Origin of the sequence: Olsenella sp. AGMB03486, from assembly GCF_040884255.1 — a bacterium.
Taxonomy (GTDB): Bacteria; Actinomycetota; Coriobacteriia; order Coriobacteriales; family Atopobiaceae; genus Olsenella_L; species Olsenella_L kribbiana.
This window is the reverse complement of record NZ_JBEVTM010000013.1, coordinates 15,140-40,818: the sequence shown is the minus strand read 5'-3', so window position 1 is coordinate 40,818 and position 25,679 is coordinate 15,140. Positions and strand designations below refer to the sequence as shown.

Sequence of the window (25,679 nt, the reverse complement as noted above, 5' to 3'; positions counted from 1 at the left end):
CTGGCGATATCGGGCGACAGACACTGCAGGCGGAAAGGATGCTTTGGGCGAGATTGCGCACATGAAGGCCTGGCGCCTGCAGATCGGGATGTGGGAGAGAGCAGATCCCGTCTGGGGTCTTGCAGAGCCTTTCCGTGAGCGAACTGACCTGCATATGCCGTTTTTTCTGGTCCATCTGGCCGAGAATGGTGCAGGCATCGGCGTGATGCCGGCGGGGCTTTCCCGGCTGGTCCTGCTTGACTCTTTCCATGCCCTGAAGACTCTGGGCTGCCGGGCTCTTCCGCCCATGACGGGAGAATTCTGCAGGCTCGGGGCAGCGGCTGCCAAAGGAGGGGTGCGCCATGGTGAAGACAGGTCCTGTTCCAGAAGAGGCGACAGCTGCTCGTCTTCCTGCCTTCCACACAGAGAGGGCGTCCGTAGGAGACGACTTCCTCGATGGAATCTGCGAAGGGCCAGGAGCTCCAGGCCGTCTCATGCGTCTGGCCGGACCTCTTGGCTCTGGCAGGGCCACGCTTCTGGGGGATCTGGCACGGATTGCAAGATGATGAAGGATGGCAGGCAATAAAGATTTCCGGCACAGGCCTTCTGAGGGATGCTGTAGATGGACTTGCTGCATTGTCTGAGGGCTTGGATGATGGATGTCTGCCTGATGGCCTCCGTCTCCGCCATCTGCTTGAGCGCACCACTGCCGATCTGAACGGCGGGGGCAGGGGTCTCGTGCTTCTGGTGGATGACGCGCAGAAAGCAAAGAAAGACGAGCTTGCACTTCTGGCTGAATGCGTGCCGTGCGAGATCAGGAAGAGACATGACATAGCGCGTGTCCCTGCAGGGACACGCGAGAGCATGCTTGCATGTACAGGTGGCGCTGGCATGGGCTTTCTTTCGCGTGCGAAGGCAGAAGACCTGCGTGTGATTCCTGAGGACGAATCTGCGCCTGCCCTGGAAGAGGCGCTCTTGGCAGCTGGCCTTGTAATCGAAGGTGGAGTGCTGTTTCTGCTGCAGATGGGCTCAAGGAACGCCAGCTCCTGGAAGAGACCTCCCCGGGCTGCGTGGCGCTGGCGCATCCCTTTCTCGGGATCTATCTGCTGGAGCATGCAGGCAGCCTCGCTCCTGCGGCGTCCTAGAGGCCTGATGCTGCGCTTGCCTCATGGCGCCAGTCGAGGAAGGCGGCTATGGCACAGATGAGCAGCAGGTAGCCGAGAGAGGTTGCATAGGCTGCAAACGTCGAATAGGGTGCCACAAGCACGAAAGCGGCAGAGAGGGCCAGAGCGATGGCGCAGAAGCCATTGAAGATGGGGGAGGTGCCTCTCTCCTTGCCGCTTCTTGCCTTCTTTGCATAGGACCAGGAGCCAAGGCCAAGGATGATGCCGAAGAAGAGGCTTGCATAGATGTAGAGGGCTTCTGGCTTCACGATGGTGAGGACAAAGATGAGGGAAGCGGCAATGAGTGCTCCGATGCGCAGCTGTTCCTTCCGGAGGTCTGCGCCCTCTGCCTTGAGGCGGAGGACAAGCTCTGCTGCAAGCACGACCACGACAGCAAAGAGCGCAAGAGACAGCGCCATGGGAATCGCTATCTGGTGCAGGGCGATGAGGAGGATGCCTCCTGCCAAGAGCTCGATGCAGTGTGCCAGGCCATCAACCAGGAACCACTGGATAGGGACATGCTCCTTGAGAGAGTCCGAGACAGCGCCCGCAAACATGCGAAGCGGCACCTTTGCTGCGGTCTTCCTGGCTCCGGGTCGCGAGCCTGCAATCCCTTCCAGGATGAGCGGCAGGCTCTCGTTCAGAGAGGCTGCGATATCGGAAGTCTTGGAGCCGGCTCTGCCGATTGCATTGAAGACATCATCCGTGAACTCCTGCCGCTCCTTCAGCGAGACATTGTCCATCCACTCATGGAAGACCTCTGCACAGTAGTCGCTCTCAGGATCGGGCTTTGCTGCAAGGTCGAGCTTTCCTTCCCTGAGCTGCCAGGAGAGGAGCTCATGCTGGAAGACGCCCTCGCCTGAGCTGTGCACGACGAAAGGTGCCAATGCAGGCTCGAAGAGCCTGCCGAAGACGCTGAAGGACGGGATGATGCGGATGGTCTTGGCTATCCAGGCGCGGGAGGGCTTGCCCGACGCAAGCTCGGGAGCTATGCCAGGGCCATCGAGGAGATAGATGGCATCGATCTGGGAGAGCTCCTTGCCGGTGAGCTCGGCTGTTGCATACTGTGCGAGATTGGCACCTTTCGAGTGTCCACCGACCAGAAGATGCGTGCCTGATTCCTCTACATGTCTGAGTGTCTCGGCAAGATAGCTCCGGGCCCGCTTCTGCGCTTCTGTCTCCTTGAAGGAGAGCTCGAAGTCTTCCTTCCAGCCAAGGATGGTCGAGTCCGTTCCCCTGAAGGCGACAAAGATCCTGCCATCAGGCAGATGGAACTCTTCAGCAGAGAACTGGGTCCTTTCCAGCGAAGGCTCTGTATCCACATAGCGGCAGACACGCACGTCGCCAAAGCGCTTCGTTGTAGCAGTCTTCTCGAAGAATCCTCTTCCTTCGCTGCTGAGGCCTTTGGGAGCAATGAGGCCAGATGCTTCCTCTGTGCATTCGGCAAGGCTCAGGCCTGTCGCTGTCTTCGCTTCATCCAGAGCCACAAGGTCATAGTAGGCAAGCTTGCAGAGGACGATTGCATCGATTTCCGAGAACGGGGAGACGGAGAAGGGAATATCCCCGCGCCACCCGAGATAGCTCTCGATGTTCGTCCCATAGTCCATAGCATGCTCCTCGTATCGGATGAATCCATTGTAGGTGCATCTGCTGGCTGATGACGCTGTGCTGTTCAGCGCTTGGGGATGTCTTTATTCCTGTCGGGAGCGGGAGATAGCATGAGCAGGGCAGAGAAAGCTGCTGCCAAGATCCGGAGAAAGAGGTTGCCATGCTGAAGCTTCTCAAGGGCATTGCCTATATCACGCTGAGGTGGACCCCAATCTCCGCACACTGCCAGGCAGTGAACCTTCCTGCATGCTCCATGGGGGTCAGCCATCCCAGGCGCTCCTGCCCCCTGCGATCGCTGCAGCGGTCGGCGTGCCTGCCGGCAGGCGCCATGACCCCCTCGGAGGGAGATGCGCCGTGTCTCCCATCTGCTCCTCCATCCGTCCCCAGAAGCTCCCGATGCATGCATTGTCCCAGCAGCAGGCCCGCCTGGACATGGACTGCCGGATCCCGGGCTCCCTGGGCCTGTCCCGGCAGGCCCGTGCGGCATGGTGGACGCCCCGGTCCGAGCATGCCCAGATGTCGTCGGGAAGGCCGGGCCCCCTGAGCTGGTCATATGTGTCCAGCACGAGCCTCTCCTCCATCGAGATGGAGCATTTTTGGGCAAGCAGCACATCTGTCTGGCAGTCCAGGATTCCGGACATGCAGACGAAGCCCTCGTCCATGCATGGGGGGGCAGGCGATGTCGGTGGAGACGGCCTTGAGGGGAGCGCCGCGCCTGAAGTCCCTGTCCACGGCATTGGGCGCCACCTTGGGCTCCCGTCCTGGCCGATCGGGCCGCAGGGCCTCCCGCGCTTCCCCTCCCACACGATGCCGAACTTCCTCATGATGCGCTGCACCTTCCTGCGGCTCATCCTGACCTTCTGCCCGCGGGCCAGGCAGTCGACGATCTGCCGCGACCCCTTCCTGGAGCCGTGCGAGGCGAAGGCTGCCTCCACCTGCTCCTTCGCCGCAAGGTCGGCCTTCTCGCGCTCGAGGCGGCCGGGGCGTGCCGCCACCCAGTCGTAGTAGCCGCGCCTCGAGACCTCGAGGGCCCCGCAGGCCGCGCTCACGTTAAAGGACGGGTCCTCCTCCCTGAGCTGGAAGATCAGCCCGAACCTTTCCGACTTCTCCGTCGCCCGGGGTGCACGCTGGGTCCTCCTTGCCAGCGCGCCAAGAGCTTTTAAAGCCTTCACCTGCGCCTTCAGGGACTCTATCTCGGCCCGCTGCGAGGCGATGATCTTTTCCTCGCGGCTCCTGGCGCGCTCCTTCTGCCTCGCCAGCCTGTCCTCCATCTCGGCTTTCTCGCGCGCCCTGATGGCCCTCTGCCTCTCCACGGCCTCCCGCTTCTCCCGCCGGATGCTTTCGACCTTGTCGCGGTGCCTTGCCTGGGGCGCGTCCGTCTTCGTGAGAGCACCCTTCATCTCGGCTTCCTTCCAGTGGCAGGCCGCCCGCGATGCGCTTGTAGCCGATGAGGGAGGCAGGGAGCCCCGCCTGGGCGAAGATCTCTCCCGGCCTCTCGCCTTCATGGCAGCGCCTCATGCACTCTTCCTTGAACCGCTTCGAGCAGACGAGCGATTCCGTCCTGACCTCGTCCACCGCATCCAGCGGGATGAGATGGGCGCGCTCTTCCTTCGCGAACCTGCCATCGATCATATATGGAGCCCCGTTCCATCCGTGGCCCGCTGCCGGGCGGAGTCGAACCGTTTCGCGATTCCGAATCGGGTATGCGGAATACGGGGCCCAGGTCAATATCCGCGATCTCGTTCCCGGAGACATCGTGCTCCTCCATACGATGGGGGAGGTGCTGGCATACAAGGTGGACTCCTCCGAAGCCGTATGGCCCGATGAGATGGACTCCTTGGGCATCCAGCAGGGCAAGGACCTCCTCACCCTTGTCACCTGCACGCCGTATGGCCTGAACGACCACAGGCTCCTCGTGCACTGCGAGAGGACGGAATATGTCCCCGAGGAGGCGGAGGCGCAGGGCGACCTCGCGAACCGCCACTGGGGCATGCGCGAATGGGCAGTGCTCATCGTGGCTGTCGTCCTCCTCGATGTGATTGTCCACCGCATTCGCCAGAAGCGGAAGGCGAAGGCCTCTCCCAAGCACATGGAATGAATCCCTCTTCCATAGGAAAGAAAGAGCGTCCCGGCTCATTGCGAGCCGGGACGCTTGTCTGTAGGAACATGCTGTCTGCGGCCTATACCAGATGATGGAGGCCAACCCATTGCCAGAGGGTGACGGGGGTACCGTCTACAAGCACGTTCGTACCGTTGAGTTCCGTCTTCACGAAGTCATGGTAGGCAGGAATCCAGACGAAGTGGCCGATATAGCGCTGCGGCTCTCCATTCTTGTCGTGGTATCTGCCGGTCTCGTCCTGGATGTGGTCGAAGCAGGTGATATGCACGTCCTGGGCACCGAGCTCCTTGAGCTTCTTGTAGTCAGCAAGAGCATGATCCTGTGCTGTCACGATCGGGTCGTCTGCAGACTGCACGAACCAGAGCGGCGTCTGGGCAATGGCCTTCATCTCTTCCTCTGCGGCAAGAGAAGCCACCCACGGAGCGCAGACCGGCACGCCTGCTGCGAAGAATCCCGGATAGTCTGCCACCAGCCTCATTGTCATGAATCCACCGTTGGAGAGACCTCCCACATAGATGCGCTTGCGGTCGATGTCGGGGTGCGCCTCGATGAACTCATCGATCAAGGTCTTCAGGGCCTTCGTATAGATCGACTTGTTGTCGTCGGCAATCTGACCATTGCCGGAGTCCATCCAATAGGTCGGGCTTGAAGGAGCCAGGATATAGGCAGCTCCGCCGAGCTCCTCCTGAATCTCAGGGGAGGAGAGAAGCGTCACACGGTTGCCCATGACGGTACGGTAGGGCTCCTGTCCCTCTCCTGCACCGTGGAGCCAGACAAGGAGCGGCACGGACGCAATCGGCGGCAGCGGGCTGAAAGGACGTGCTGCGCGTGCGGCATTGACGGCGTCCAAGTCAGGCGTGAAGAAGCCGTAGTTCATATCGATATCGTCGAAGATGCCAGAGCCCGTGAGATCCCAGCCATTGAGGTCAGGGCAGATGTCCCCGGTGTCGATGTCGAAGACCAGGCCTGTGAGCGGAGCCTCGTCCGGAGTCTCAGACGATATGGCTTTCGTCTGCGTGATACGGAAGTCCAGCACACGTATGTAGCCACGGGTGAGCGCTCCATCGATCCTCTTCGTGAGGCGGACCTCGGGCAGCTCGAGCGCGATATAGGAGCCCTGCTCCTGCGGGTTGCCTTCGCCGTCAGAGGCATAGGCAGAAAGCACAGGGACATAGCCCTTCGAGGGGTAGGCGCGCTTGTCCGTATGATGCTCCTTGGCGAGAACGACCTCCCCGGTCTCGGCGTCCTTGCGCTCCACATAGACGCTGAAGCCAGCCTTGTCCACGAATTCCGTACGCACCTTCTCGGGGAGCTCGAGGATGAGCTTCGAGACATAGGGCCCCATGTCGGCGGCCGAAGTGAACGTCTTGTATCCAGCCATGCATATCCCCTTTCTTGTGCAGCAGGGGCCAGCATCTGCTGGCCCTGCAATGTCTTTCCGTTGCTTGTTCTACCCAGATATGTCAGCTGTGGCAGCGGACCTGTCGAAGGGCAGCCTGCCAGCCTGAGCGCTTGCTCTGGCGCATCTCTTCTGCCATCTCGGGCGTATAGGTCTCATGTCCATAGCGCTTGTGGATCACATTATCTGTCCAGAGGCCAGCTCCTCTGCCTGCTGCAAAGGCGGCTCCTGCGGCAGAGAGCTCGGCGAGCTTCGATACCTCGACCGATGCCTTTGCCATGTCTGCCTGGAACTGCATGAGGTAGGCATTCTTCGTGACGCCGCCATCTGCTCTCAGGGTTGTGAGAGCAAGGCCGGTATCGGCCCTCAAGGCATCGAGCACATCTGCTATCTGGTAGGGGATGCACTCGGCGCAGGCCTTTGCGATCTCTGCCCTGCCGGTGAGTGTTGTGACACCGGTGAGCATGCCCGTGGCGGCACTGTCCCACCAGGGAGCACCGAGACCTGTGAAGGCAGGCACGAAGTAGCTCCTGTCGTTCGGATTGGCCTCGGAGATGAGCTTTTCAAGCTCGCTCGGGCTCTCGATCAGATGGACCCGGTCCTTCAGCCAGGAGACGACAGCACCGGTGTAGTTGAGGTTTCCTTCGAGCACGTAGGAGAGCCTGCCTTCGAGGTTCCAGGCAATGCTCGAGACAAGGCCATGGGTGCTCCGGATGGGAGCATCTCCTGCCATGAGCATGACGGAAGAGCCGGTGCCATAGGTCGCCTTGACTTCTCCCGGCTTGAGGCAGTCCTGGGCTGCAAGCGCTGCCTGGGAGTCACCGAGCATTGCATGGAGAGGCACAGGAGCCGCAAGCGCGCCATTGAAGTCAGAGACACCGAAGAGGGCATCGGACGCAAGGACTTGAGGCAGGGAAGAGCGGGGGATGCCGAAGAGAGAAAGCAGTCCATCGTCCCACTCAGCCGTCTCAAGGTTCAGAAGCTGGGTCCTGCAGGCATTTGATGGCTCTGTCACGAAGGGATGGCCTTCGCAGAGGCTGTAGGCCAGCCAGGAGTCGATTGTGCCGAAGCAGAGCGTGCCTGTCTTTGCAGCCTCTTGGACTTCCGGCACGTTCTGGAGCATCCAGGACATCTTGGCGGCAGAGAAGTAGGGAGAGAGTGCAAGACCCGAGCGATCCTGCACAAGCTCTTCTGTACCAGGATGTGTCGTCTTGAGCTCGTCGCAGAGTGCTGCAGCACGGCCGCACTGCCAGACGATGGCACGTCCCAGAGGCTTGCCGGTGGTCCTGTTCCAGGCAAGGCAGGTCTCGCGCTGGTTCGAGATGCCGAAGGCGGCGATGTCTTCCGCGTGGGCACCGGACTCCTGCATCAGCGTTTCGACGCAGGAGCAGACGTTCCCCAAGATCTCTTCCGCATCATGCTCGACCCAGCCCTGCTCGTTCACATACTGCGTGTGGGGCAGGGAGGTCTTTGCCAGAAGGGAGCCATCCTCTTGGAAGAGGAGCGCCTTCGTGCCCTGTGTGGACTGGTCTATTGCAAGGATGAGCTTTCCCATCGCTACTGTTCAGCCTTTCCGAGAAGCTTCTCTGCAGATGCTGCAATGCCTTCTGCATCGAGGCCGTAGTAGCTGAAGACCTCCTTCGAGGTGCCGGTGACGACCGGGGCATCAGGAAGCGAGAGGTTCTCGACGAGTCGCGGGCAGCTGGAAGCGACCGTCTGGGCGACGCGGGCGCCGAGGCCTCCATACGGAGAGTGCTCCTCGACCGTGAGGACAGCCTTTGCGTTGCGGGCAGCCTTCACGACAGCCTCTTCATCGAGCGGCTTCACGCAGTACATGTCAAGGACGGTGGCAGAGATGCCCTTGGCCTCAAGCAGCGCTGCTGCATCGAGTGCTGGACGGACGAGCTCGCCTGTGGCGACGATTGCGATGTCGGTGCCTTCCTTGAGCCAGGTTGCCCTGTCCATCTCGAAGGGGCAGGAGTCCTCGGTGTAGATATCCTCGACGGCGTTCCTGCCGACACGCACATAGGCAGGCTTTTCGTCCTTCAGAAGGGCACGGATGAGCTTGGCGGTCTGGAAGCGGTCGCTCGGGAGATAGACGCGCATGTTCGGAATGGCGGACATGGCTGCGATATCCTGGGCGGAGTGGTGGGACATGCCCAAGGCACCATAGGAGATGCCGCCGGAGATGCCAATGAGCTTCACGTTCGTATCGGAGTAGGCGCAGTCGACCTTTGCCTGCTCATAGGAGCGGGTCGTGAGGAAGCTTGCCGGGCTTGCGGTGAAGGGCTTCTTGCCGCAGGAGGCGAGGCCGGCAGCAATGCCGACGAGGTCCTGCTCGGCGATGCCGACCTCGATGGCCTGCTCAGGATACTTGTCGAAGAAGGGCGTCAAGGAGGCAGAGCCCCTCGAGTCGGAACAGAGGACGCAGACGTCCTTGTCAGTGGCGGCAGCCTCCATCAGCACATCGCAGATGGCCTGCTTGTTCGCAATCTTGTTAGGCATGGCACTCCTCCTTGCGTGCTGCGAAATCTGCGGTGATCTGGGCGTACTCTTCTGCATTCGGCAGGTGGTGGTGCCAGGATGCCTTGTTCTCCATGACAGGGGAGCCGAAGCCCTTTGTTGTGTTGGCAATGATGACGGTAGGCTTGCCCTTCGTCTCTTCGGCAAGCGAGAAGGCAGCATCGAGCGCACGGATGTCATTGCCCGGAATCGAGAGGACGTTCCAGCCGAAGGCGGCCCAGCGATCCTCCTGGGAGTCCTGCTTCATAACATCTTCCGTGGAGCCAGAGATCTGGAGACGGTTCCTGTCCACGAGGGCACAGAGGTTGTCGAGCTCGAAGTTGCCGCCCGACATGGCACCTTCCCAGACAGAGCCTTCTGCAAGCTCGCCGTCGCCCATGAAGACATAGGTGCGGTAGTTCCTGCCATCCATCTTCGCGGCAAGCGCCATGCCCACAGCGACGGGCAGGCCGTGTCCCAGGGAGCCGGAGTTCATCTCGATGCCAGGAAGCTTGTTGTTCGGGTGTCCGATGTAAGGGCTCTTGAACTTCGAGAAGCGTGCCTTCACATCGTCGAGGTCGAGGAAGCCTTCGTGGCAGAGCACGGCGTAGTAGGCCTCCATGGCATGTCCCTTGGAGAGGACGAAGCGGTCGCGGTCGGGGTCATTCACCGTCTCCGGCGTGATCCTCAGATGGTTCTCGTAGAGGACCATCAAGGCATCGATCACGGACATGTCGCCTCCGATATGTCCGCCACCTCCTGCCATGATGATATCGACGCAATCCTGGCGCAGGTCCCAGCGCAGGCTCTCGAGCTTATCGATTTCCACAGCTACTCTCCCCTCAGATAGGCCTTGATGTCGTCTTCGATCGGGTCATACAGATCCGGCGTGATGCCCAGATACTTGCAGGCTTCATAGAGCACGGGCACGACGTCGTCGTGGATGCCGGCGCAGTGGTGAATATAGGGTCCCTCCACGATCTTTGCCTCGAGGCGCTTGATGTTCTGTACGCGGATCCAGAGATAGGTGCCCATGCCCTTCGGTCCGTCGATGCCTTCTGCCGTGCCCAGCAGCATCGAGTACTGTCCGTTGTCCCCATCGAAGCGGGCCAGCGTGACCGTGCCGTGCTTTGCCTCTGCCGTAAGGGCGCCATTGTGGTCGAAGGCAAGAGGCGTCGTGATGACCGGCTTTCTCTGTGCCACGGAGCAGGGCCACGGTCCGCAGTGCTGCAGGAGCTCGCCGTTGGGATCGTCAGGATGGCGGATGGTCCAGTCGGCAAAGAATGAGCGCTTGCGGCCCATGTCAGCAGCCTCGATCATGAGGGAGGTGATCGCGCCGTGGACATCGGTCTCGCAGGTGATGGGCGTGCCCTCCTCGTTCAGGATCGAGTTCGCGGCACAGGGCATGATGCCCAGCTCGTGCTGGAGCTCGTTCCAGCATTGGATGCAGCCAGCCGTGCAGTGGTACTTCCTGAGCATGCGGCGTATCGCCACGGCCATGGCTGCAACGGTGCGTACCTGCTCGTTCGTGCAGTTCTTCTCGAAGTGCTCAGAGATCCAGGCAAGCTGCTTCTCCACATCGGAGGTCCCGTCGCCCTTGTCCTCTGCAAGTGCTGCCTTCACGCCGCGGGTGAGCTCGGGCAGGGGCACTGGCACGCACTCGATGCCAAAGCGCTCGAGGAGCTCGCCCTCGTTGCACATCGTGGAGTAGAACTCATAGGGACGCGGCCCGATCTGGAGGATCCTGGCAGAGCGGAAGGTCTTCACGACATTGCAGACGGCAATGAAGTCGCGCAGTCCCCGTTCGAAGACAGGATCGTCCACCCTGCAGTTTGTCATGTACGTGAAGGGCACCTGGAAGCGGCGCAGTACCTTGCCGGTCGCGAAGAGTCCGCACTGGGTGTCGCGCAGGCGGGTGCCATCAGCCTCGGGGCGCTCATCGAGCGGTCCCCACAGAAGGACGGGCTTGCCAAGATCTTTGGCAAGGCGTGCACAGATGAACTCCGTGCCGAAGTTGCAGTGGGGAAGGAACAGGCCATCGACCCCTGCATCCTGGAACTTCTTCAGGACCTTGAGACGGTCGTCTTCGTCGTAGAGCAGGCCTTCCTCATTGATATCGTCGATATCGACAAACTCCACGCCGAGCTCACGCAGCTTGTCGGCGATGATCTTGCGGTACTTCCGTGCATCGGGCGCGCTGAAGATGCTTCTGCGGGTCGGTGCATAGCCAAGAACGATCTTGTCCATGAGGCTCCTCTCCTCTGTCCCCGCATCCGCCATTTAGCGGATTGGAAGGGCAGGTTTCTTTTCCTGAGATAGAGGATATGGATGGACTCAGCTATACTTAACGAGTAGGCGCAATTACTAAATATTTAGCTCTAAACAAGTTGAGGAGAGCTTATGGCGGGAAAGGTCACGGCACGCGATGTTGCAAAGGCAGCAGGAGTCTCTCCGGCAACGGTCTCGCTCGTGTTCCGGGATCGCCCTGGCGTCGGTGCAGAGACAAGGGACCGTGTGCGCAAGGTGGCAGAGGAGCTCGGCTTCGAATATGACGTGCCGTCCACACCCCGCAAGACCAGTACGATTCTTCTTGTCATCTACAAGCAGCATGGCCGCGTCGTCTCAGATACCCCCTTCTTCGAGTCCCTCATCAAGGGCGTCTCAGACATGACATACAAGCTCGGATACCACCGGCTCTCCGTCTCCTACTTCTATTCGCAGGAGAACAAGGCAGAACAGATGGACAGCCTGCGCTCCATCAAGTGTGCCGGCATCGTGCTTCTGGCCACGGAGATGCGGGCAACCGATGTGGCACAGTTCGAGCATCTGGGCGTGCCCATCGTCCTTCTGGACAACTGGTTTCCGACGAAGAATCTCGACTCCGTCGTGATTGACAACTCCCGTGGTGCCTGGACGGCTGTGCGCTACCTCAGGAACATGGGGCATACCGATATCGGCTATCTCCATTCCCGTACAGAGATCAGGAACTTCCTCGAGCGCAAGGATGGCTACATTCAGGCCATGCGCTACTTCAATACTTCCGATATAGATCCCCGTCACACAATCATCGAGGTCGGCTCCACGATGGAGAGCGCCTATGAGGATATGAACCGCTATCTTGACGGGAATCCATATCTGCCGACTGCCTACTTTGCAGACAACGACCTCATTGCGATGAGCTGTATCCGTGCGCTCAAGGATCACGGCATCAGAGTCCCCGAAGACATCTCTGTCATCGGCTTCGACGACGTTTCGACGGCTGCCATAGCAGATCCGCCGCTCACGACCATGGCGGTGCCCAAGACGAATATGGGCGGTCTGGCTGTCAGGCGTCTTGTCGAGCATGTGAAAGGCGAGACAGGTGGCGAGGTTGTGCGCATATCGGTCCTGCCGGAGATTGTCCAGCGCGAATCGGTCATGAAGGCCGAGGAAGACGCCTAGATGAATGCAGATTGCTGCTAGCACAATCCATAAATCTGTGCAAGTAATTGAGCTAAATATTCCTAAATTCTCGTAAACATGCTACTAAATCCATTGAAGAGTCAAGGTACAGTCCCGCTTCTGTAATCTTCATGTCAGCAAGTAATTCCGGGTGCAGGCAAGGAGGCCTGCACAGAGGAAAAGAAGGGGGATTCAATGGCAGTCGATTATCAGAAGATTGCTGAGGGCGTGCTTGCCAATGTAGGAGGCAAGGATAACGTCGCTTCCGCGACGCACTGCATGACAAGGCTGCGCCTGACCTTCAAGGACAAGTCGAAGGTCAACAGCGACGCAATCAAGGGCCTCACGGGTGTCCTGGGCATCAACTGGGCAGGCGAGCAGCTCCAGGTCATCATCGGCCAGGCTGTGCCGAAGGTCTATGACGCGGTGCTCGCGATGGGAGTTGCCGGCGGCGGCTCCATCGACGAGAACCTCGATGAGAACCTTACGAAGGAGAAGCTGACGCCGAAGGTTGTCGGCAACAAGATCCTCGACTATCTCTCCGGCTCCATGGTGCAGATGATCCCGTTGATCATGGCATCCGGCCTGTTCCGCACCCTTGCTGTCGTTATGGGTCCCCAGATGTTCAATCTCTGGGCTGCCGATTCCGGTATCTACACATTCTTCTACACGACGCTCTATGAGGCTGGCTTCTACTTCCTGCCGATCTATCTTGGCTACTGCGCGGCAAAGAAGGTTGGCGCCAATCCGCTGCTCGGCCTGCTTTCCGGCGGCATCCTGATTGCCCCGAGCATCATCACGGCGGCAACAGCTGGCACGACCATCAATGTCTATGGCCTCGATATCGCAGCTGCAAACTATAGCCAGTCGGTGCTTCCGATCATCCTCACGATTCCGGTGCTTGCTGTCGTCGAGAAGTTCATGAAGAAGCACGTGCCTGAAGTCCTCTCGACGCTCTTCACGCCGTTCTTCACGATGATCGTCGTCGTTCCTATCGAGCTCATCGTCCTTGCTCCTATCGGCAACCTCATCGGCCAGGGCATCGCTGCTATCATCTTCGGCCTTGCTGATCTCGGCGGCATCGGCGTCCTCATCGTTATGGCAGTCCTCGGTGCCTTCTGGCAGCTCTTCGTTATCGCCGGCATGCACATGCCTGTCATCCTGCTTGCCCAGGTCACGCTTCTCCAGACTGGCGTCGACCCGTTCCTCTTCGTTGCTACGAACTGCGCTATGACCGCCGTCTGGGGCTGCGCTATCGGTGCCTTCCTGCGCATACGCAACAAGGAGGAGAAGGGCATGGCAGCTGGCTATGTCATCTCCGCTCTCCTCGGTGGCGTGACTGAGCCGGCACTCTTCGGCATCCTCATGCGTTTCCGCCGCACCATGCTTGGCATGTTCATCGGCGGCGCTGTGGGCGCAGTCGTCTCCGGTATTCTCGGCGTTCACCTCTATGTCGGTGCCATGGCAACGAACTTCCTCGTCTTCCTCGGCTATCTCCAGGGCGGCACCTTCAATACCGTTGCTGCTGTCATCGGTCTCACCATCTCCTGCGTTGTTGCTGCCGTCGTCGTCTACATGACTGGCTTCACGAAGGAAGAGCTCGATGCTCTCGACAAGGAGAAGCCCGGCCAGATGACGGTCGAGTAAGAGCTGCTCCATGCACCAGATCTGAAGCAGAACAAAGCGGACAGTCGGGTCAGCGTGCCTGGCTGTCCGCTTTCATGAAGGGAGGCGTTTTTAAGCTATGGCTGAAGCGGAGAATCTGCACCGCGAAGCAGAGACCTGGCGCGAGGTCGTGCTGCACTTTGAGTCGGCCCATCCGTTCAGAGATCCCGTCAGGGACTGCTGCATCGTCGCGGACTTCACAGGGCCTGAGGGCATGCATATCCAGCGGGAAGCGTTCTGGGATGGCGGATGCCGCTTTTGCGTGAGCTTTGCTGCACCGAAGCCAGGAACCTGGACCTGGAAGCTCGCTGCTCCTCCCGAGAGCGGGCTTGACGGGAAATCGGGCACGATTGTGGCTGCCCCCTATTCGGGGAATCTTCCCATCTACCAGCATGGCTTTCTGCGCTGTGCCAAGGCAGGCGAGCTCTATGAGGGTCAGCCTCTTGCGAGGAATATCCTGGTCCATGCAGATGGCATGCCGTTCTTCTGGCTCGGGGATACGCACTGGGAGTTCGCGCTGGGGGAGAGCTGGGACGCATCGAACCATGCCGGCATGAGAAGCCAGTTCAGGGGCATGGCGGACAAGCGTGCAGAGCAGGGGTTCACGGTCTATCAGACGAACCTGAGGAGCGATTTCCATGAGCACGGCCGCTTCTGGCTGACGAGAGAGGATGCAGAGCATCCCATCCCCAATCCTGCAGTCTTTGCAGAAGAGATCGACCGCCGCATGCACTATATCGCCGATCTTGGCCTCGTGAATGCGCTTGGCTTTGCCTGGGGTAGCAGCATGGAGGCAGAACCTGATGCCTTCGGAGCTGCCGCGACATTGGCGGAGCAGAAGACGCTTGCACGCTACTGCGCTGCCCGCTATGGAGCATTGCCACTTGTCTGGACCATTGCTGGCGAAGCTTCTGGTTACGATCCTTCTCGGCACGACTTCCTTGTCTCCCGCTGGAGCGAGGTAGCACGTACTGTGCGCAGGCATGATGCCTACCGGCAGCCCTGCACGGTGCACTCTGCAAATGAGCGGCCGTTCTCGGACTGCTTCTGCGAAGAGGCATGGTACGATTTCACGCTCAACCAGGCAGGGCACGGCGACTTCGTCGTGGCTGAGTCCGACTACCGCGACTTCATGGAGCGGCACCCCGAGAAGCCCTTCGTGGAAGGGGAGGCGCTCTACGAGGGATGTTCCTCGCTCGAGGAGAACGGGAGCCGCCGCATCGATGCCTCGATGCTTCGTCGTGCGGCCTATATCACCATGCAGCTCGGAGGAGCAGGCTATACGTATGGCGCTCAGGGCATCTGGGATAACATCTGGTCCCAGGCGGACCTGTCGAAGTCTCCTATGGCCCGCATGATGGCGGAGATCTTCAACCGTTATGGCGTCACCTGGACAGAAGCCATAGACTTCCCCGGTGCCGATCAGATGGGCATCATGCGTCGCTTCTTCGAAGAGCAGAAGTGGTGGACGCTCGAGCCTTATGGGAAGGGCGGAAGCGCGCTTCTGGGCAGGAAGGCACCTCTGGCTGCAAAGAACGCGGACGGCACGCATGCCGTGGCATACTATGCGGCAACGACGAGAAAGCCGCTCGAGCTTGCTGGCTTGAAGGATGGCTCCTGGCTGCTGCGGTGGTTCGACCCTGTGCGGGGCGTCTATGCAGGAGAGGAAGTCCGGCAGATATCCGGAGGGCGCATGCGCCTGCCAGACAAGCCGACGATGGACGACTGGCTGCTTGTCCTCAATAGGGCAGACGGCCTGTACAAGATGAGGATGGAGCAGAGCAAATGAGCAAGGTATCAATCGAAGGAATGCATCTTGTCCGTGACGGAAAGCCGTTCTTCTGGCTTGCGGATACGATCTGGACTGCCTTCACCAATCCGACAGACGACGAGTGGATAGCCTATCTCGACCAGCGTGCCGCACAGGGCTTCAATGTGCTCCAGATCAATGCGCTGGCCCAGTGGGACCGTGCACAGGCGGCTTTCGACCGCTATCCCTACCAGACGCCGGACCACGGGAAGACCTTCGACTTCACGAAGCCGGACGCCTCCTATTGGGAGCATGCACGCTGGCAGCTTGCCGAGGCGACAAAGCGTGGCTTCACGCCTGCCATCGTCGTCCAGTGGTGCAACTACGTCCCCAATACCTGGGCCTCGAACATGATGCCTGACAACATCATCCCAGACGGGCTGGTCGAGCCGGTCGTGAAGCAGATCCTTCAGAGCTTCAACGAGTTCGACCCCATCTATATCATCTCGGGCGACACCGATTTCGACCACGAGGAGCCGATCGAGCGCTATATGCTCGTGACCGACCTGGTGGAGCGCTATGCACCGGATGCCCTCAAGTGCTATCACATCAAGGGCCGCTACGACGGGCTGCCGGAGTGCCTGGCCGAGCGTGCAGATATCTATCTCTATCAGTCGGGACACAACATCTCGGCGCAGGCAGGTGCCTACGATCTTGCACGGAGCTTTGCGGCCAGGCCCAAGAGGAAGCCGATCATCAATTCGGAGCCCTGCTATGAGCAGATGGGCTACTCGCATATGGTCTATGGACGCTTCCGCCGCGAGGACTGCAGGCGGGCCCTCTGGCTCTCGCTTATGGGCGGAGCCTCTGCCGGCGTGACCTATGGCGCGCACGGCGTATGGAACTGGGAGACCGGCGTGCTCGAGGGAGGCTTTGCCTTCGGCGAAGGCTTCCTCAAGGCCCTGCCGCATGAGCAGGGAATCCATTTTGCGGGAGCCTGGGATTTCTCCTTTGCCCGCACGGTCGCAGAGCGGCTGGGGCTTCTGGAGCTCGAGCCTGCGCAGGAGATGCTGGCAAGCCGCGCAGACGATGTTTTCGCTGCCAGGACAGCGGATGGAACGACGCTGTGCATCTATGTGCCGACCAATGCGACCCTCCGTCTCAAGGGAGACCTCACGCAGGCGCATCTCCATGCGCTCGACGTGGCAGAGCATGAAAGCCTTCCGCTCGCTGCAGAATATGATGCAGAGCGGGACGAGACGCTGATACAGCAGAGCTCCTGCCTCGAGGATGCACTCTACATCGCAGAGCTCTGAGAGAGGATGCGGGGCAAGGCTTCCGATGCAGCATCTTGCCCTGCATGGCTATGCCGGAAGGCGGCATGCCTGGCATAATGAAGAGAGCCGCCTTGGGGCGGCTCTCCGGCTTTCTGCCGCACGCATGCCGCGGAGAAGCAGGATGGAGCGCGAGGGGAGCGCAGACAATGGGCAAGGTGACGCTCAAGGACATCGCACATGAAGTAGGCGTCTCGCCTTCCACCGTGTCGCTCGTGCTGAATGGCAGGGAGGTGCGCGTCTCGGATGCCAAGCGCCAGGCCATCCTCGACTGTGCCCGCAAGAAGCGCTATGTGCCGAACCAGATTGCACGCAGCCTCGTCTCCCAGCGCTCCGATACCTTGGGCCTCATCATTCCCAACATCGAGAGCCGCTTCTTCAGCTCCCTGGCCAAGAATCTCGAGCAGCGCCTGAGAAGAGAGGGCTATGCGCTCCTGATCGCGAACTCGGACGATGTGCCTGCCAATGATGCGGCGCTCGTGCGCCTTTTCGTGAACCGTGGCGTCGACGGGATTTTTCTTGTCGCAGCAGGAGGCCTTGCTCCCGATGCAGCCTTGGCAGAGATGCTCTCGTCCCTTCCCGTACCCTATCTGATGGTCGACCGCGTGCTCGAAGGCGTCGCAGGTGATTCCGTGAGCTTCGACAATGTGCTCGGGGGATATCTGGCAGCGCAGCATCTTCTGGAGCAGGGGCATGAGCGGATTGCGATTGTCGCAAACATGCAGGAGGGCACCGGCAGGAAGCGTGTCCAGGGGTACGAGAAGGCGCTTTGCGAGGCCGGGATTGCGCCTGATGGGGTACTCGAGCTCCAGAGCCGCTACTACATTCCCGATGCCTACCATGTGGGGGATGCCGTGATCGCGACCGGAGCGTCTGCTGTCGTTGCTACGAGCGACAACATTGCGCTGGGGCTCCTCAAGCGCTTCCTCGAGCGCCGCTTTCGCGTGCCGCAGGACATCTCGATCGTGAGCTACGACAACTCGGCAGCAGATATGCTCTTCGAGCCTGCGCTGACTTCGATAGAGCAGAATGTGGGCGAGCTTTCGGATGCTGCCGTCTCCTGCATGCTCCAGCGCCTCAAGGGCTCGGTGCCGCCTGGCCCCAGGGCCTGCCTCCTGCCGCCACGGCTCGTGTGCAAGGATTCGGTCAGAGCCGTCTGAGAAGCCTTGCCCCTGATTCAGCTAAATCTTTGCTAAATTGCATGTTTATCGAATGATAAAACGTTTTATCACCTATATTCCAATCAAGGATGCATGACAGACAAGAAAGGGAAGAGGAGTATCGCTCATGGCTCAGCCTGTCTTGGGTACGCCCTGGAAAAAGCTCGACCGTGCCGTTCCGGAAGAGGAGGTCGCCTGGCTTGACCGCTACTGGCGCTGCGCGAACTACCTGTCCGTCGGCCAGATCTATCTCCGCTCGAATCCGCTCATGAGGGCAGATTTCAAGAACGAGGAGGGTCCTGACGGATTCACGCGCGAGGACGTGAAGCATCGCCTTGTCGGCCATTGGGGCACGACGCCGGGATTGAACTTCCTCTATGCTCATGTGAACCGCCTGATCCGTGACCATCAGCAGAACACGCTCTTCCTGATGGGGCCGGGACACGGCGGTCCTGCAGGCACCTCCCAGAGCCTGCTTGATGGCACCTACCGCGAGATCCGGCCGGACATCACGGACGACGAGGCGGGACTCCAGAAGTTCTTCCGCCAGTTCTCCTATCCGGGAGGAATCCCTTCGCACTACGCTCCTGAGACCCCGGGATCGATCCACGAAGGCGGCGAGCTTGGCTATGTGCTCTCCCATGCCTATGGCGCTGTGCTCGACAATCCGAGCATGCTTGCCGTGGCGGTCGTCGGCGACGGCGAGTCGGAGACCGGACCTCTTGCCACGAGCTGGCAGACCAACAAGTTCATGGATCCTCTGACAGATGGCATCGTCCTGCCGATCCTGCATCTCAATGGCTACAAGATCGCGAACCCGACAATCCTTGCACGCATCTCTGACGGCGAGCGCGAGGAGTTCTTCCGGGGCATGGGCTACCATCCCTACAGCTTCGTTGCCGGCTTCGACGAGGAGGATCATGCCTCGATCCACAGGCGCTTTGCAGCCCTGCTCGAGGCGGTCTTCAACGAGATCTGCGACATCAAGGCCCGGGCTGCTGCAGGCGAGGCTGCCCGTCCTGCCTACCCGATGATCATCTTCCGCACCCCGAAGGGCTGGACCTGCCCGAAGACGATCGACGGCAAGAAGACCGAAGGTTCCTGGCGTGCGCATCAGGTGCCTCTGGCATCTGCCCGCGATACCGAGGCACACTTCCAGGTGCTCAAGGGGTGGCTCGAGTCCTATGAGCCGTCAGGCCTCTTCACGGAGGAGGGCGCCATCCGTCCCGAAGTCACCGAGTTCATGCCGGAAGGCGAACTCAGGATCGGCGCGAACCCCAATGCCAATGGCGGCCGCATCAGAAAGCCGCTCGAGCTGCCGAAGGCAGAAGACTATGCCTTCGATGTGGACGGGCTGGGACATGGTGCCGGCGCGACCGAGTCGACGCGTGTCCTCGGCGAGTACACGGCCGAGCTCATCAACAATAACCGTGACCGCTTCCGCATCTTCGGCCCCGATGAGACGGCATCGAACCGCCTGCAGCCGAGCTATCAGGTGACCGACAAGCAGTGGTTCAACGGCGACCTCAACGACGATCCGGCAAACGACGAGCATATGGCGCCTGTCGGCAATGTTATCGAGCAGCTCTCCGAGCATCAGTGCGAAGGCCTGCTCGAGGGCTATCTGCTGACCGGCCGCCATGGCCTGTGGTCGTCCTACGAGTCCTTTGTCCACATCGTCGACTCGATGGTGAACCAGCATGCCAAGTGGCTCGAGGCAACCGTGCGCCACATCCCCTGGAGAAAGCCTATCTCCGGCCTCAACATGCTCCTCTCGAGCCATGTCTGGCGCCAGGACCACAATGGCTTCTCGCACCAGGATCCGGGCTTTGTGGATGTGCTGCTCAACAAGTGCTGGAACAACGACCATGTCGTGAACATCTACTATCCGGCGGATGCGAACATGCTGCTCGCGGTCGCAGAGCGCTGCTACCAGTCCACGAACTGCATCAATGGCATCTTTGCCGGCAAGCAGCCCGAGGCCACGTGGCTCTCGCTTGCCGATGCCCGCAAGGAGCTCGAGAAGGGCGCGGCCGAGTGGAAGTGGGCATCAACTGCCAAGGCAGGGGAGGAGCCTGATATCGTCCTCGGCTGCTGCGGCGACGTGCCGACGCAGGAGACGCTTGCGGCAACAGAGCTCCTCGATGCGCTCGGCGTGAAGGTCCGTGTCGTGAATGTCGTCGAGCTCCTGAAGATCCAGAATGCGCAGGAGAACGACGAGGCGCTCTCTGATGAGGAGTTCGCAGAGCTCTTCACGGAAGACCGTCCGGTGCTCTTTGCCTTCCATGCCTATCCCGACACGATCCATCGCCTGATCTGGCACCGTCCGAACCATGATGCGTTCCATGTGCATGGCTACGAGGAGCATGGCTCCACGACAACACCCTACGATATGCTGCGTTTGAACCACATGGACCGCTGGGCGCTTGCGGCAGATGCCCTCAGGATCCTCGATGCAGACAGGTGGGCAGGCCAGATCGCGGAGTGGGAGAAGTTCCGCCAGGACGCCTTCCAGTTCGCCGTGGACAAGGGATATGACCATCCTGCATTCACCGACTGGGTGTGGCATGATGCAAAGGATGGGGGAGCTGCCCTCAGCGCCACCAAGGCCACCGGCGGGGATAACGAGTAAGAGTCTAACTAGTACGATTTGGTCAATCCAGAAATCTGCAGACGCTGCCACACCATCGGTGAGTGGCAGCGTCTTCGCATATGTATGGGCGTGACTGCATCCGCTCAGACCGCATGCTTCCGTGTCCGCCAGGCTCCGGGCGAGCATCCGAACTCTTCCTGGAACTTGCGGTAGAAGAAGGTCACATTGTTGTAGCCGACATGGCGAGCGACCTCGGTGACAGACGTGGTGCCGAGGTCAAGCAGGCGTGCGGCCTCGCTCATGCGCTGACGGGTGAGGAGCCGCTGGAAGCTGCTGCCGCACTGCTGCTTGAGAAGCCGCGAGAGATAGGCAGGGCTCACGCCCATCTGCCGGGCAATCTCGTCGAGCGTAATGTCCGGGTAGTGCTCCTCGATTGCCTGGAGTGCCGGCAGGACCGAGATCTGGCGCGCGCTCTCGAGGCTGGCTGACGACCTGCCATCCTGGCACAGAGCTATGAGCTCCATCATGATGAGCTGGAACAGCGGGGTGAGGCGTTCGTCTGCGGCATTTTCCTGTTCGAGGAAATCGCAGCCGAACATCACGACGAGCGAGTGGAGCTTCCAGGAATCTGCAGCATCGAACAGGATGAAGGAATCCTTGCGCGCGGTCTGGCTCATGGAATTGGCCAGAAAGTCGTACACGATGCTGTGTGGGCTTCTCAGCTGCTCGAGCAGCGTCGGAATCGTGTCTGCACCGAAGAACAGGTTCAGAAGGATCTGGCCCTCCCCGAGGCGGGGCACCTTATGGCGGGTGTTCTGGTCGATGAGAAGCGCCTGTCCCTGCTTTACCTCGATCGGCATGCCATTGAGATGCTGCACGCACGATCCTGCATACATATACTCGAACTCCACCCAGTCATGGACATGCTCGGGATAGTCCAGAAAGCGGCTGTGCTTCTTGAACCCGAAATGGCGCTCTCGGCTGAGGGCGGCCGTGGTCGGAATGCGGGGGTGTCCCTGCCCGTCCGTCCCGATGGTGCGCAGCTTCTCGGCAAGCCCGCTTTCGTCATTCCTCAGATAGCGCTCCTCGCTCTCTGTGTGCTTGCGGAGCCACTGGTCGAGCTCTTCGGGATTCATGGCATCAGGCTCCTCCAAAGTACGAAATGGTCAATGCATGCCGCTCCTTCTGTCATTGTAGCGCTCGGGGGCGCTCCCTATATTTGGTTCTGGTCGTGCCAGAGCGGCACGAAAGAGGAGGAGGACTCTATGGCAAGGAACTGGGGAGAGCTTGCCGCCAGCATCGTCGAGCTGGTGGGCGGCAAGGACAATATCACATCCTATACGCACTGCATCACGCGCCTGCGCTTCCGTCTGAAGGACGAGAGCAAGGCAGACGACAAGAAGATCTCCCAGCTTGAGGGAGTCATCCAGGTCATGCATGCCCAGGGCCAGTACCAGGTCGTGATCGGCACGCATGTCACCGATGTCTACGACGAGGTCGTGAAGATCCTGCCCGAGCTTGCGGGCGGCGAGGTCGAGGCAGACGATGAAGGCAAAAAGGGCAACATCGTCGGCAGGCTCATGGACATCATCACCGGCATCTTCACGCCGTTCCTTCCGGCATTCACCGCTGCAGGTCTGCTCAAGGCCGTTGCTGTCATGTGCAGCTCCTTCGGCTGGCTCGATCCGGCCAGCTCCACCTACGTAATCCTGAACTGCGTGGGCGATGGCTTCTTCCAGTTCCTGCCGATTGCGCTTGCCTATTCTGCCGGCAAGAAGTTCGGCTGCGACAAGTGGATCACGGTGGCCGTGGCGGCATTCCTCGTGCATCCGTCGATGGTCTCCCTCAACACGGCATTCCCGGACGGAGCGACCTTCTTCGGCATTCCGGTGCAGCTTCCTGCTTCAGGCTATCTGCAGTCGGTCATCCCGATCGTCCTGGCAGCCTATATCCAGTCCTGGATCGAGAAGCCGATCAAGAAGATGCCGGACGGCGTCCGTGGCCTCTTCGGCGGCATGATCGACCTGTTCCTGACTGGCATCGTCACCCTCTTCGTTGTCGGTCCTGTGGCCAATGTCATCTCTTCTGCCATCGCTTCCGGACTCCTCTTCCTGCTCAGCACCGTCCCTGCTGTCGCCGGCTTCCTGATTGGCGGCCTCTGGCCGGTCCTCATCATCTTCGGCATGCACTGGGCCTTCATCCCGGTCATCATATCGAACATGGCAACGATGGGCTACGACGTGATCCTTCCGATCACGGTCGGCACGAACTATGCGGTTGGCGCCTGCTGCCTTGCCATCTTCCTGAAGACCAGGAACTCCTCCGTCAAGGAGAACGCGCTCAACTGCCTGGCTTCTACCTGGCTGGGCGGCATCACCGAGCCTGCCATCTACGGCCTGCTGCTCAAGTACAAGCGTCCGTTTGCAGTCATGGCGATTTCCTGCGGCTTCTGCGGCGCCTTCGCGGCTGGTTTCGGCATGCACCAGGTCGCGCTGATCACGACCTCGCTGATCACCCTGCCGGCGGTCTATGCGATGTGCGGCCTGCCTGAGCTCATCGCCGCCCTGATTGCGGTTGCCGTTTCGTTTGCCGGCACCTTCACGGTCGGCTACAGCGACAAGATGCTCCTCGAGACCGAATAGCTTCCCCATGCTCTGGCAGCCGGCGGCTCCTGACGCCGGCTGCCGCTTTCCGCTCGAGAGATGGTTTGGACTTCTGCCAGAAAGGCTTTCACATGAAAGACGTTGAGCTGCACGCACTGCTGGACCAGATGACGCTCGGAGAGAAGATCGGGCAGCTCGTGCAGCTCAGCGGAGACTGCTTTGGCGGGGGAGATATCGCGACAGGTCCTGCAAGCAGGATCGGCGTCACGCAGGAAGATATCGATCGGTGCGGCAGCGTCCTCAATGTCGTGGGAGCAGACGAGGTGCGCCGCATCCAGGAAGCCCATCTTGCAAAGAGCCGCCTTCATATACCGCTTCTCTTTATGGCAGACATCGTCTATGGATGCAGGACCTGTCTGCCGATCCCGCTGGCACAGGGGTGCAGCTTCGACCCGGAGCGTACCGAGCTCGCCTATCGCGAGGTCGCTGACGAGGCCAGGGCCTTGGGCTGCATGGTGACATTCAGCCCTGCGGTCGATGTGGTGCGCGATGCGCGCTGGGGCCGTGTCATGGAGATGCCGGGGGGAGAGGACCCCTATCTGGGCGCGCGCTTCGCGGAGGCGATGGTCAGGGGCTTCCAGGCGGGGCTTTCCGAAGGCCAGGGCATCGCTTCCTGCGTCAAGCACTTTGCCGGCTATGGCGCGGTGGAAGGCGGGCGCGAGTACAACACGGTCGACATGAGCGAGAGGCGTCTGCGCCAGGAGTATCTGCCTCCCTATCGTGCTGCCGTCGATGCCGGGGCGAAGATGGTGATGACAAGCTTCAACACGATTGACGGCGTGCCGGCAACGGCGAACCGCTGGCTCCTGCATGATGTGCTGCGCACGGAATGGGGATTCGACGGTCCTGTCATCACGGACTATGCCGCAATCCTCGAGCTCATGAATCACGGCGTGGCGAAAGACAGGGACGAAGCCTCCGAGCTTGCGATGAAGGCCACGGTCGACATCGATATGAAGACCGACTGCTACGCCCACAGCCTGAAGCGCCTTGTGGATGAGGGACGCATCGCCGAGAAGGATATCGACGCTGCCTGCTGGCGCGTGCTTTCCCTCAAGAACGAGCTCGGCCTCTTCGAGGATCCCTTCCGGGGCTGCATCGATGGAAACGAGGCCCAGAAGCATCTGTGCACGCCGACACATCTTGCTTCTGCCCGTACCGTCGCAGACGAGTCGCTCGTGCTGCTCAGAAACGAGCCGGCGCATGACGGCAGGCCGCCCCTGCCGCTTCGCCGCGACCAGAAGATCGCCCTCATCGGCCCGTATGCCGACTCGCAAGACATCGTCGGCATGTGGGCAATCCATGCAGACAGAGATCCGGTCGTGACCGTGAAGCACGCATTCGGCGAACGTCTCGGCGAAGGCGGCTTTGCCTGCGCGAAGGGCGCAGATGTGCTGAGTGCGGAAGAGCTTGCACAGCTCGGCTCCTTTGCCAAGATGCTGGGGCAAAGTGCACCGGGTCCCCAGGAGCCTCTTATCGAGGAGGCGCTTGCTGCCTGCAGGGAGGCCGATGTGGCCGTGCTCTGCCTCGGCGAGCATGCGCTGCAGTCGGGCGAAGCGGGGACACGCACGAAGCTCAGGCTTCCCGGTGTCCAGCAGGAGCTCCTCGAGCGGGTGCATGCTCTGGGCATCCCGGTCGTGGCAGTCATCTTTGCCGGGCGTCCGCTTGTGCTCTCCGATGTCGTGCCCTTTGCCGATGCCATCCTCTATGCATGGTGGCCCGGCACCGAAGGCGGCGCGGCTATCGCGGATGTCCTCTTCGGCGACGTGAATCCTTCAGGCCGCCTCGCAATGAGCTTCCCTGAAACGGAAGGGCAGCTGCCGCTCTATTATGCGCAGTATCCGACCGGAAGGCCTGCCGGTGCCAATCATGCTGGACGCTTCGTCACCGGCTACCTCGATGCCGGAATCTTCGGGCTCTATCCGTTCGGCTATGGCCTGAGCTATCACCGGAGTCATCTTGGGAATCTGAAGCTCAGCTCGGATTCCTTCATGCCGGGTGGCAGCATCCAGGTGGAAGCCGAGCTGACAAATGACGGACCGGTGGTCGGAACCGACGTGGTCCAGCTCTATCTCCATGACTGCACCGGCTCTGTCACCCGTCCGATCAAGGAGCTCAAGGGCTTCAGGCGCGTGAGCACAGAGCCCGGCCAGACGAAGAAGGTGGCGTTTCGGATAGACGAGGACATGCTCGCGTTCTGGCGCCGGGACATGACATTCGGCCCAGAGCCAGGAACGTTCGGGGTGTTCGTGGGGCTTTCGAGCCAGGACGTGCTTTCGGCCACGTTCACCTTTGGAAAATGA

The 25,679-nt window shown here is 60.5% G+C and carries 18 protein-coding genes; 10 read left to right on the top strand and 8 right to left on the bottom strand.

Annotated features, from left to right (window positions below):
- The first annotated feature begins 341 nt into the window (after window positions 1-341).
- Entirely contained in the window at window positions 342-545 is a 204-nt protein-coding gene (locus ABVS03_RS07685) for a hypothetical protein (protein ID WP_368018651.1), read from the top strand.
- Window positions 546-1,120: 575 nt separating this feature from the next.
- On the opposite strand, the gene ABVS03_RS07680 is transcribed toward ABVS03_RS07685, so the two are convergent.
- The gene (locus ABVS03_RS07680) at window positions 1,121-2,749 is read right to left on the bottom strand and encodes an Mbeg1-like protein (protein WP_368018650.1); all 1,629 of its coding nucleotides are present in this window, start codon (window positions 2,747-2,749) and stop codon (window positions 1,121-1,123) included.
- 261 nt (window positions 2,750-3,010) lie between these two features.
- A complete protein-coding gene (locus tag ABVS03_RS07675; RefSeq protein WP_368018649.1) occupies window positions 3,011-4,150 on the bottom strand; it encodes an IS3 family transposase in 1,140 nt (379 codons plus the stop codon).
- Window positions 4,151-4,197: 47 nt separating this feature from the next.
- On the opposite strand from ABVS03_RS07675, the gene ABVS03_RS07670 reads away from it, so the two are divergent.
- The gene (locus ABVS03_RS07670) at window positions 4,198-4,848 is read left to right on the top strand and encodes a sortase (protein WP_368018648.1); all 651 of its coding nucleotides are present in this window, start codon (window positions 4,198-4,200) and stop codon (window positions 4,846-4,848) included.
- 82 nt (window positions 4,849-4,930) lie between these two features.
- On the opposite strand, the gene ABVS03_RS07665 is transcribed toward ABVS03_RS07670, so the two are convergent.
- From ABVS03_RS07665 to ABVS03_RS07645, 5 genes are all read right to left on the bottom strand, one after another.
- Complete coding sequence (locus ABVS03_RS07665; RefSeq protein WP_368018647.1) at window positions 4,931-6,250, bottom strand: prolyl oligopeptidase family serine peptidase; 1,320 nt, start codon at window positions 6,248-6,250, stop codon at window positions 4,931-4,933.
- Between the two features lie 82 nt (window positions 6,251-6,332).
- Entirely contained in the window at window positions 6,333-7,823 is a 1,491-nt protein-coding gene (locus ABVS03_RS07660; RefSeq protein ID WP_368018646.1) for a glycerol kinase, read from the bottom strand.
- 2 nt (window positions 7,824-7,825) lie between these two features.
- Window positions 7,826-8,773, bottom strand: coding sequence for a transketolase family protein (locus tag ABVS03_RS07655; RefSeq protein WP_368018645.1), 948 nt, complete (start codon window positions 8,771-8,773; stop codon window positions 7,826-7,828).
- Window positions 8,766-9,599 (bottom strand): transketolase, encoded by an 834-nt coding sequence (locus ABVS03_RS07650; RefSeq protein ID WP_368018644.1) that lies wholly within the window; start codon window positions 9,597-9,599, stop codon window positions 8,766-8,768. The genes ABVS03_RS07655 and ABVS03_RS07650 overlap by 8 nt, the downstream gene beginning before the upstream one ends.
- A 2-nt stretch (window positions 9,600-9,601) precedes the next feature.
- Entirely contained in the window at window positions 9,602-11,017 is a 1,416-nt protein-coding gene (locus ABVS03_RS07645) for an L-fucose/L-arabinose isomerase family protein (RefSeq protein WP_368018643.1), read from the bottom strand.
- A 153-nt stretch (window positions 11,018-11,170) separates the two neighbouring features.
- Between ABVS03_RS07645 and ABVS03_RS07640 the strand changes: the two genes are divergently transcribed.
- From ABVS03_RS07640 to ABVS03_RS07615, 6 genes are all read left to right on the top strand, one after another.
- The gene (locus ABVS03_RS07640) at window positions 11,171-12,211 is read left to right on the top strand and encodes a LacI family DNA-binding transcriptional regulator (protein WP_368018642.1); all 1,041 of its coding nucleotides are present in this window, start codon (window positions 11,171-11,173) and stop codon (window positions 12,209-12,211) included.
- Window positions 12,212-12,406: 195 nt separating this feature from the next.
- Entirely contained in the window at window positions 12,407-13,858 is a 1,452-nt protein-coding gene (locus ABVS03_RS07635; protein ID WP_368018641.1) for a PTS transporter subunit EIIC, read from the top strand.
- A 97-nt stretch (window positions 13,859-13,955) separates the two neighbouring features.
- Window positions 13,956-15,665: a DUF4038 domain-containing protein gene (locus ABVS03_RS07630; RefSeq protein WP_368018640.1), complete on the top strand. Its 1,710-nt coding sequence runs from the start codon at window positions 13,956-13,958 to the stop codon at window positions 15,663-15,665.
- On the top strand, window positions 15,662-16,942 hold the full coding sequence (locus ABVS03_RS07625) for a DUF4038 domain-containing protein (protein WP_368018639.1): 1,281 nt from the start codon (window positions 15,662-15,664) through the stop codon (window positions 16,940-16,942). Before ABVS03_RS07630 ends, ABVS03_RS07625 begins: the two co-directional genes overlap by 4 nt.
- Window positions 16,943-17,109: 167 nt before the next feature.
- The gene (locus tag ABVS03_RS07620; protein ID WP_368018638.1) at window positions 17,110-18,120 is read left to right on the top strand and encodes a LacI family DNA-binding transcriptional regulator; all 1,011 of its coding nucleotides are present in this window, start codon (window positions 17,110-17,112) and stop codon (window positions 18,118-18,120) included.
- Window positions 18,121-18,247: 127 nt separating this feature from the next.
- Window positions 18,248-20,752, top strand: coding sequence for a phosphoketolase (locus ABVS03_RS07615; protein ID WP_368018637.1), 2,505 nt, complete (start codon window positions 18,248-18,250; stop codon window positions 20,750-20,752).
- A 104-nt stretch (window positions 20,753-20,856) separates the two neighbouring features.
- On the opposite strand, the gene ABVS03_RS07610 is transcribed toward ABVS03_RS07615, so the two are convergent.
- Window positions 20,857-21,849 carry an AraC family transcriptional regulator gene (locus ABVS03_RS07610; RefSeq protein WP_368018636.1) on the bottom strand — a complete coding sequence of 331 codons (993 nt, stop codon included), beginning with the start codon at window positions 21,847-21,849 and terminating at the stop codon, window positions 20,857-20,859.
- A gap of 129 nt (window positions 21,850-21,978) precedes the next feature.
- Here ABVS03_RS07610 and ABVS03_RS07605 point away from each other — a divergent pair, with 129 nt between their 5' ends.
- Together ABVS03_RS07605 and bglX are read left to right on the top strand one after the other, a co-directional pair.
- Window positions 21,979-23,355, top strand: a complete 1,377-nt coding sequence (locus ABVS03_RS07605) for a PTS transporter subunit EIIC (protein WP_368018635.1) — start codon at window positions 21,979-21,981, stop codon at window positions 23,353-23,355.
- A gap of 92 nt (window positions 23,356-23,447) precedes the next feature.
- Window positions 23,448-25,679, top strand: a complete 2,232-nt coding sequence (gene bglX / locus ABVS03_RS07600) for a beta-glucosidase BglX (protein ID WP_368018634.1) — start codon at window positions 23,448-23,450, stop codon at window positions 25,677-25,679.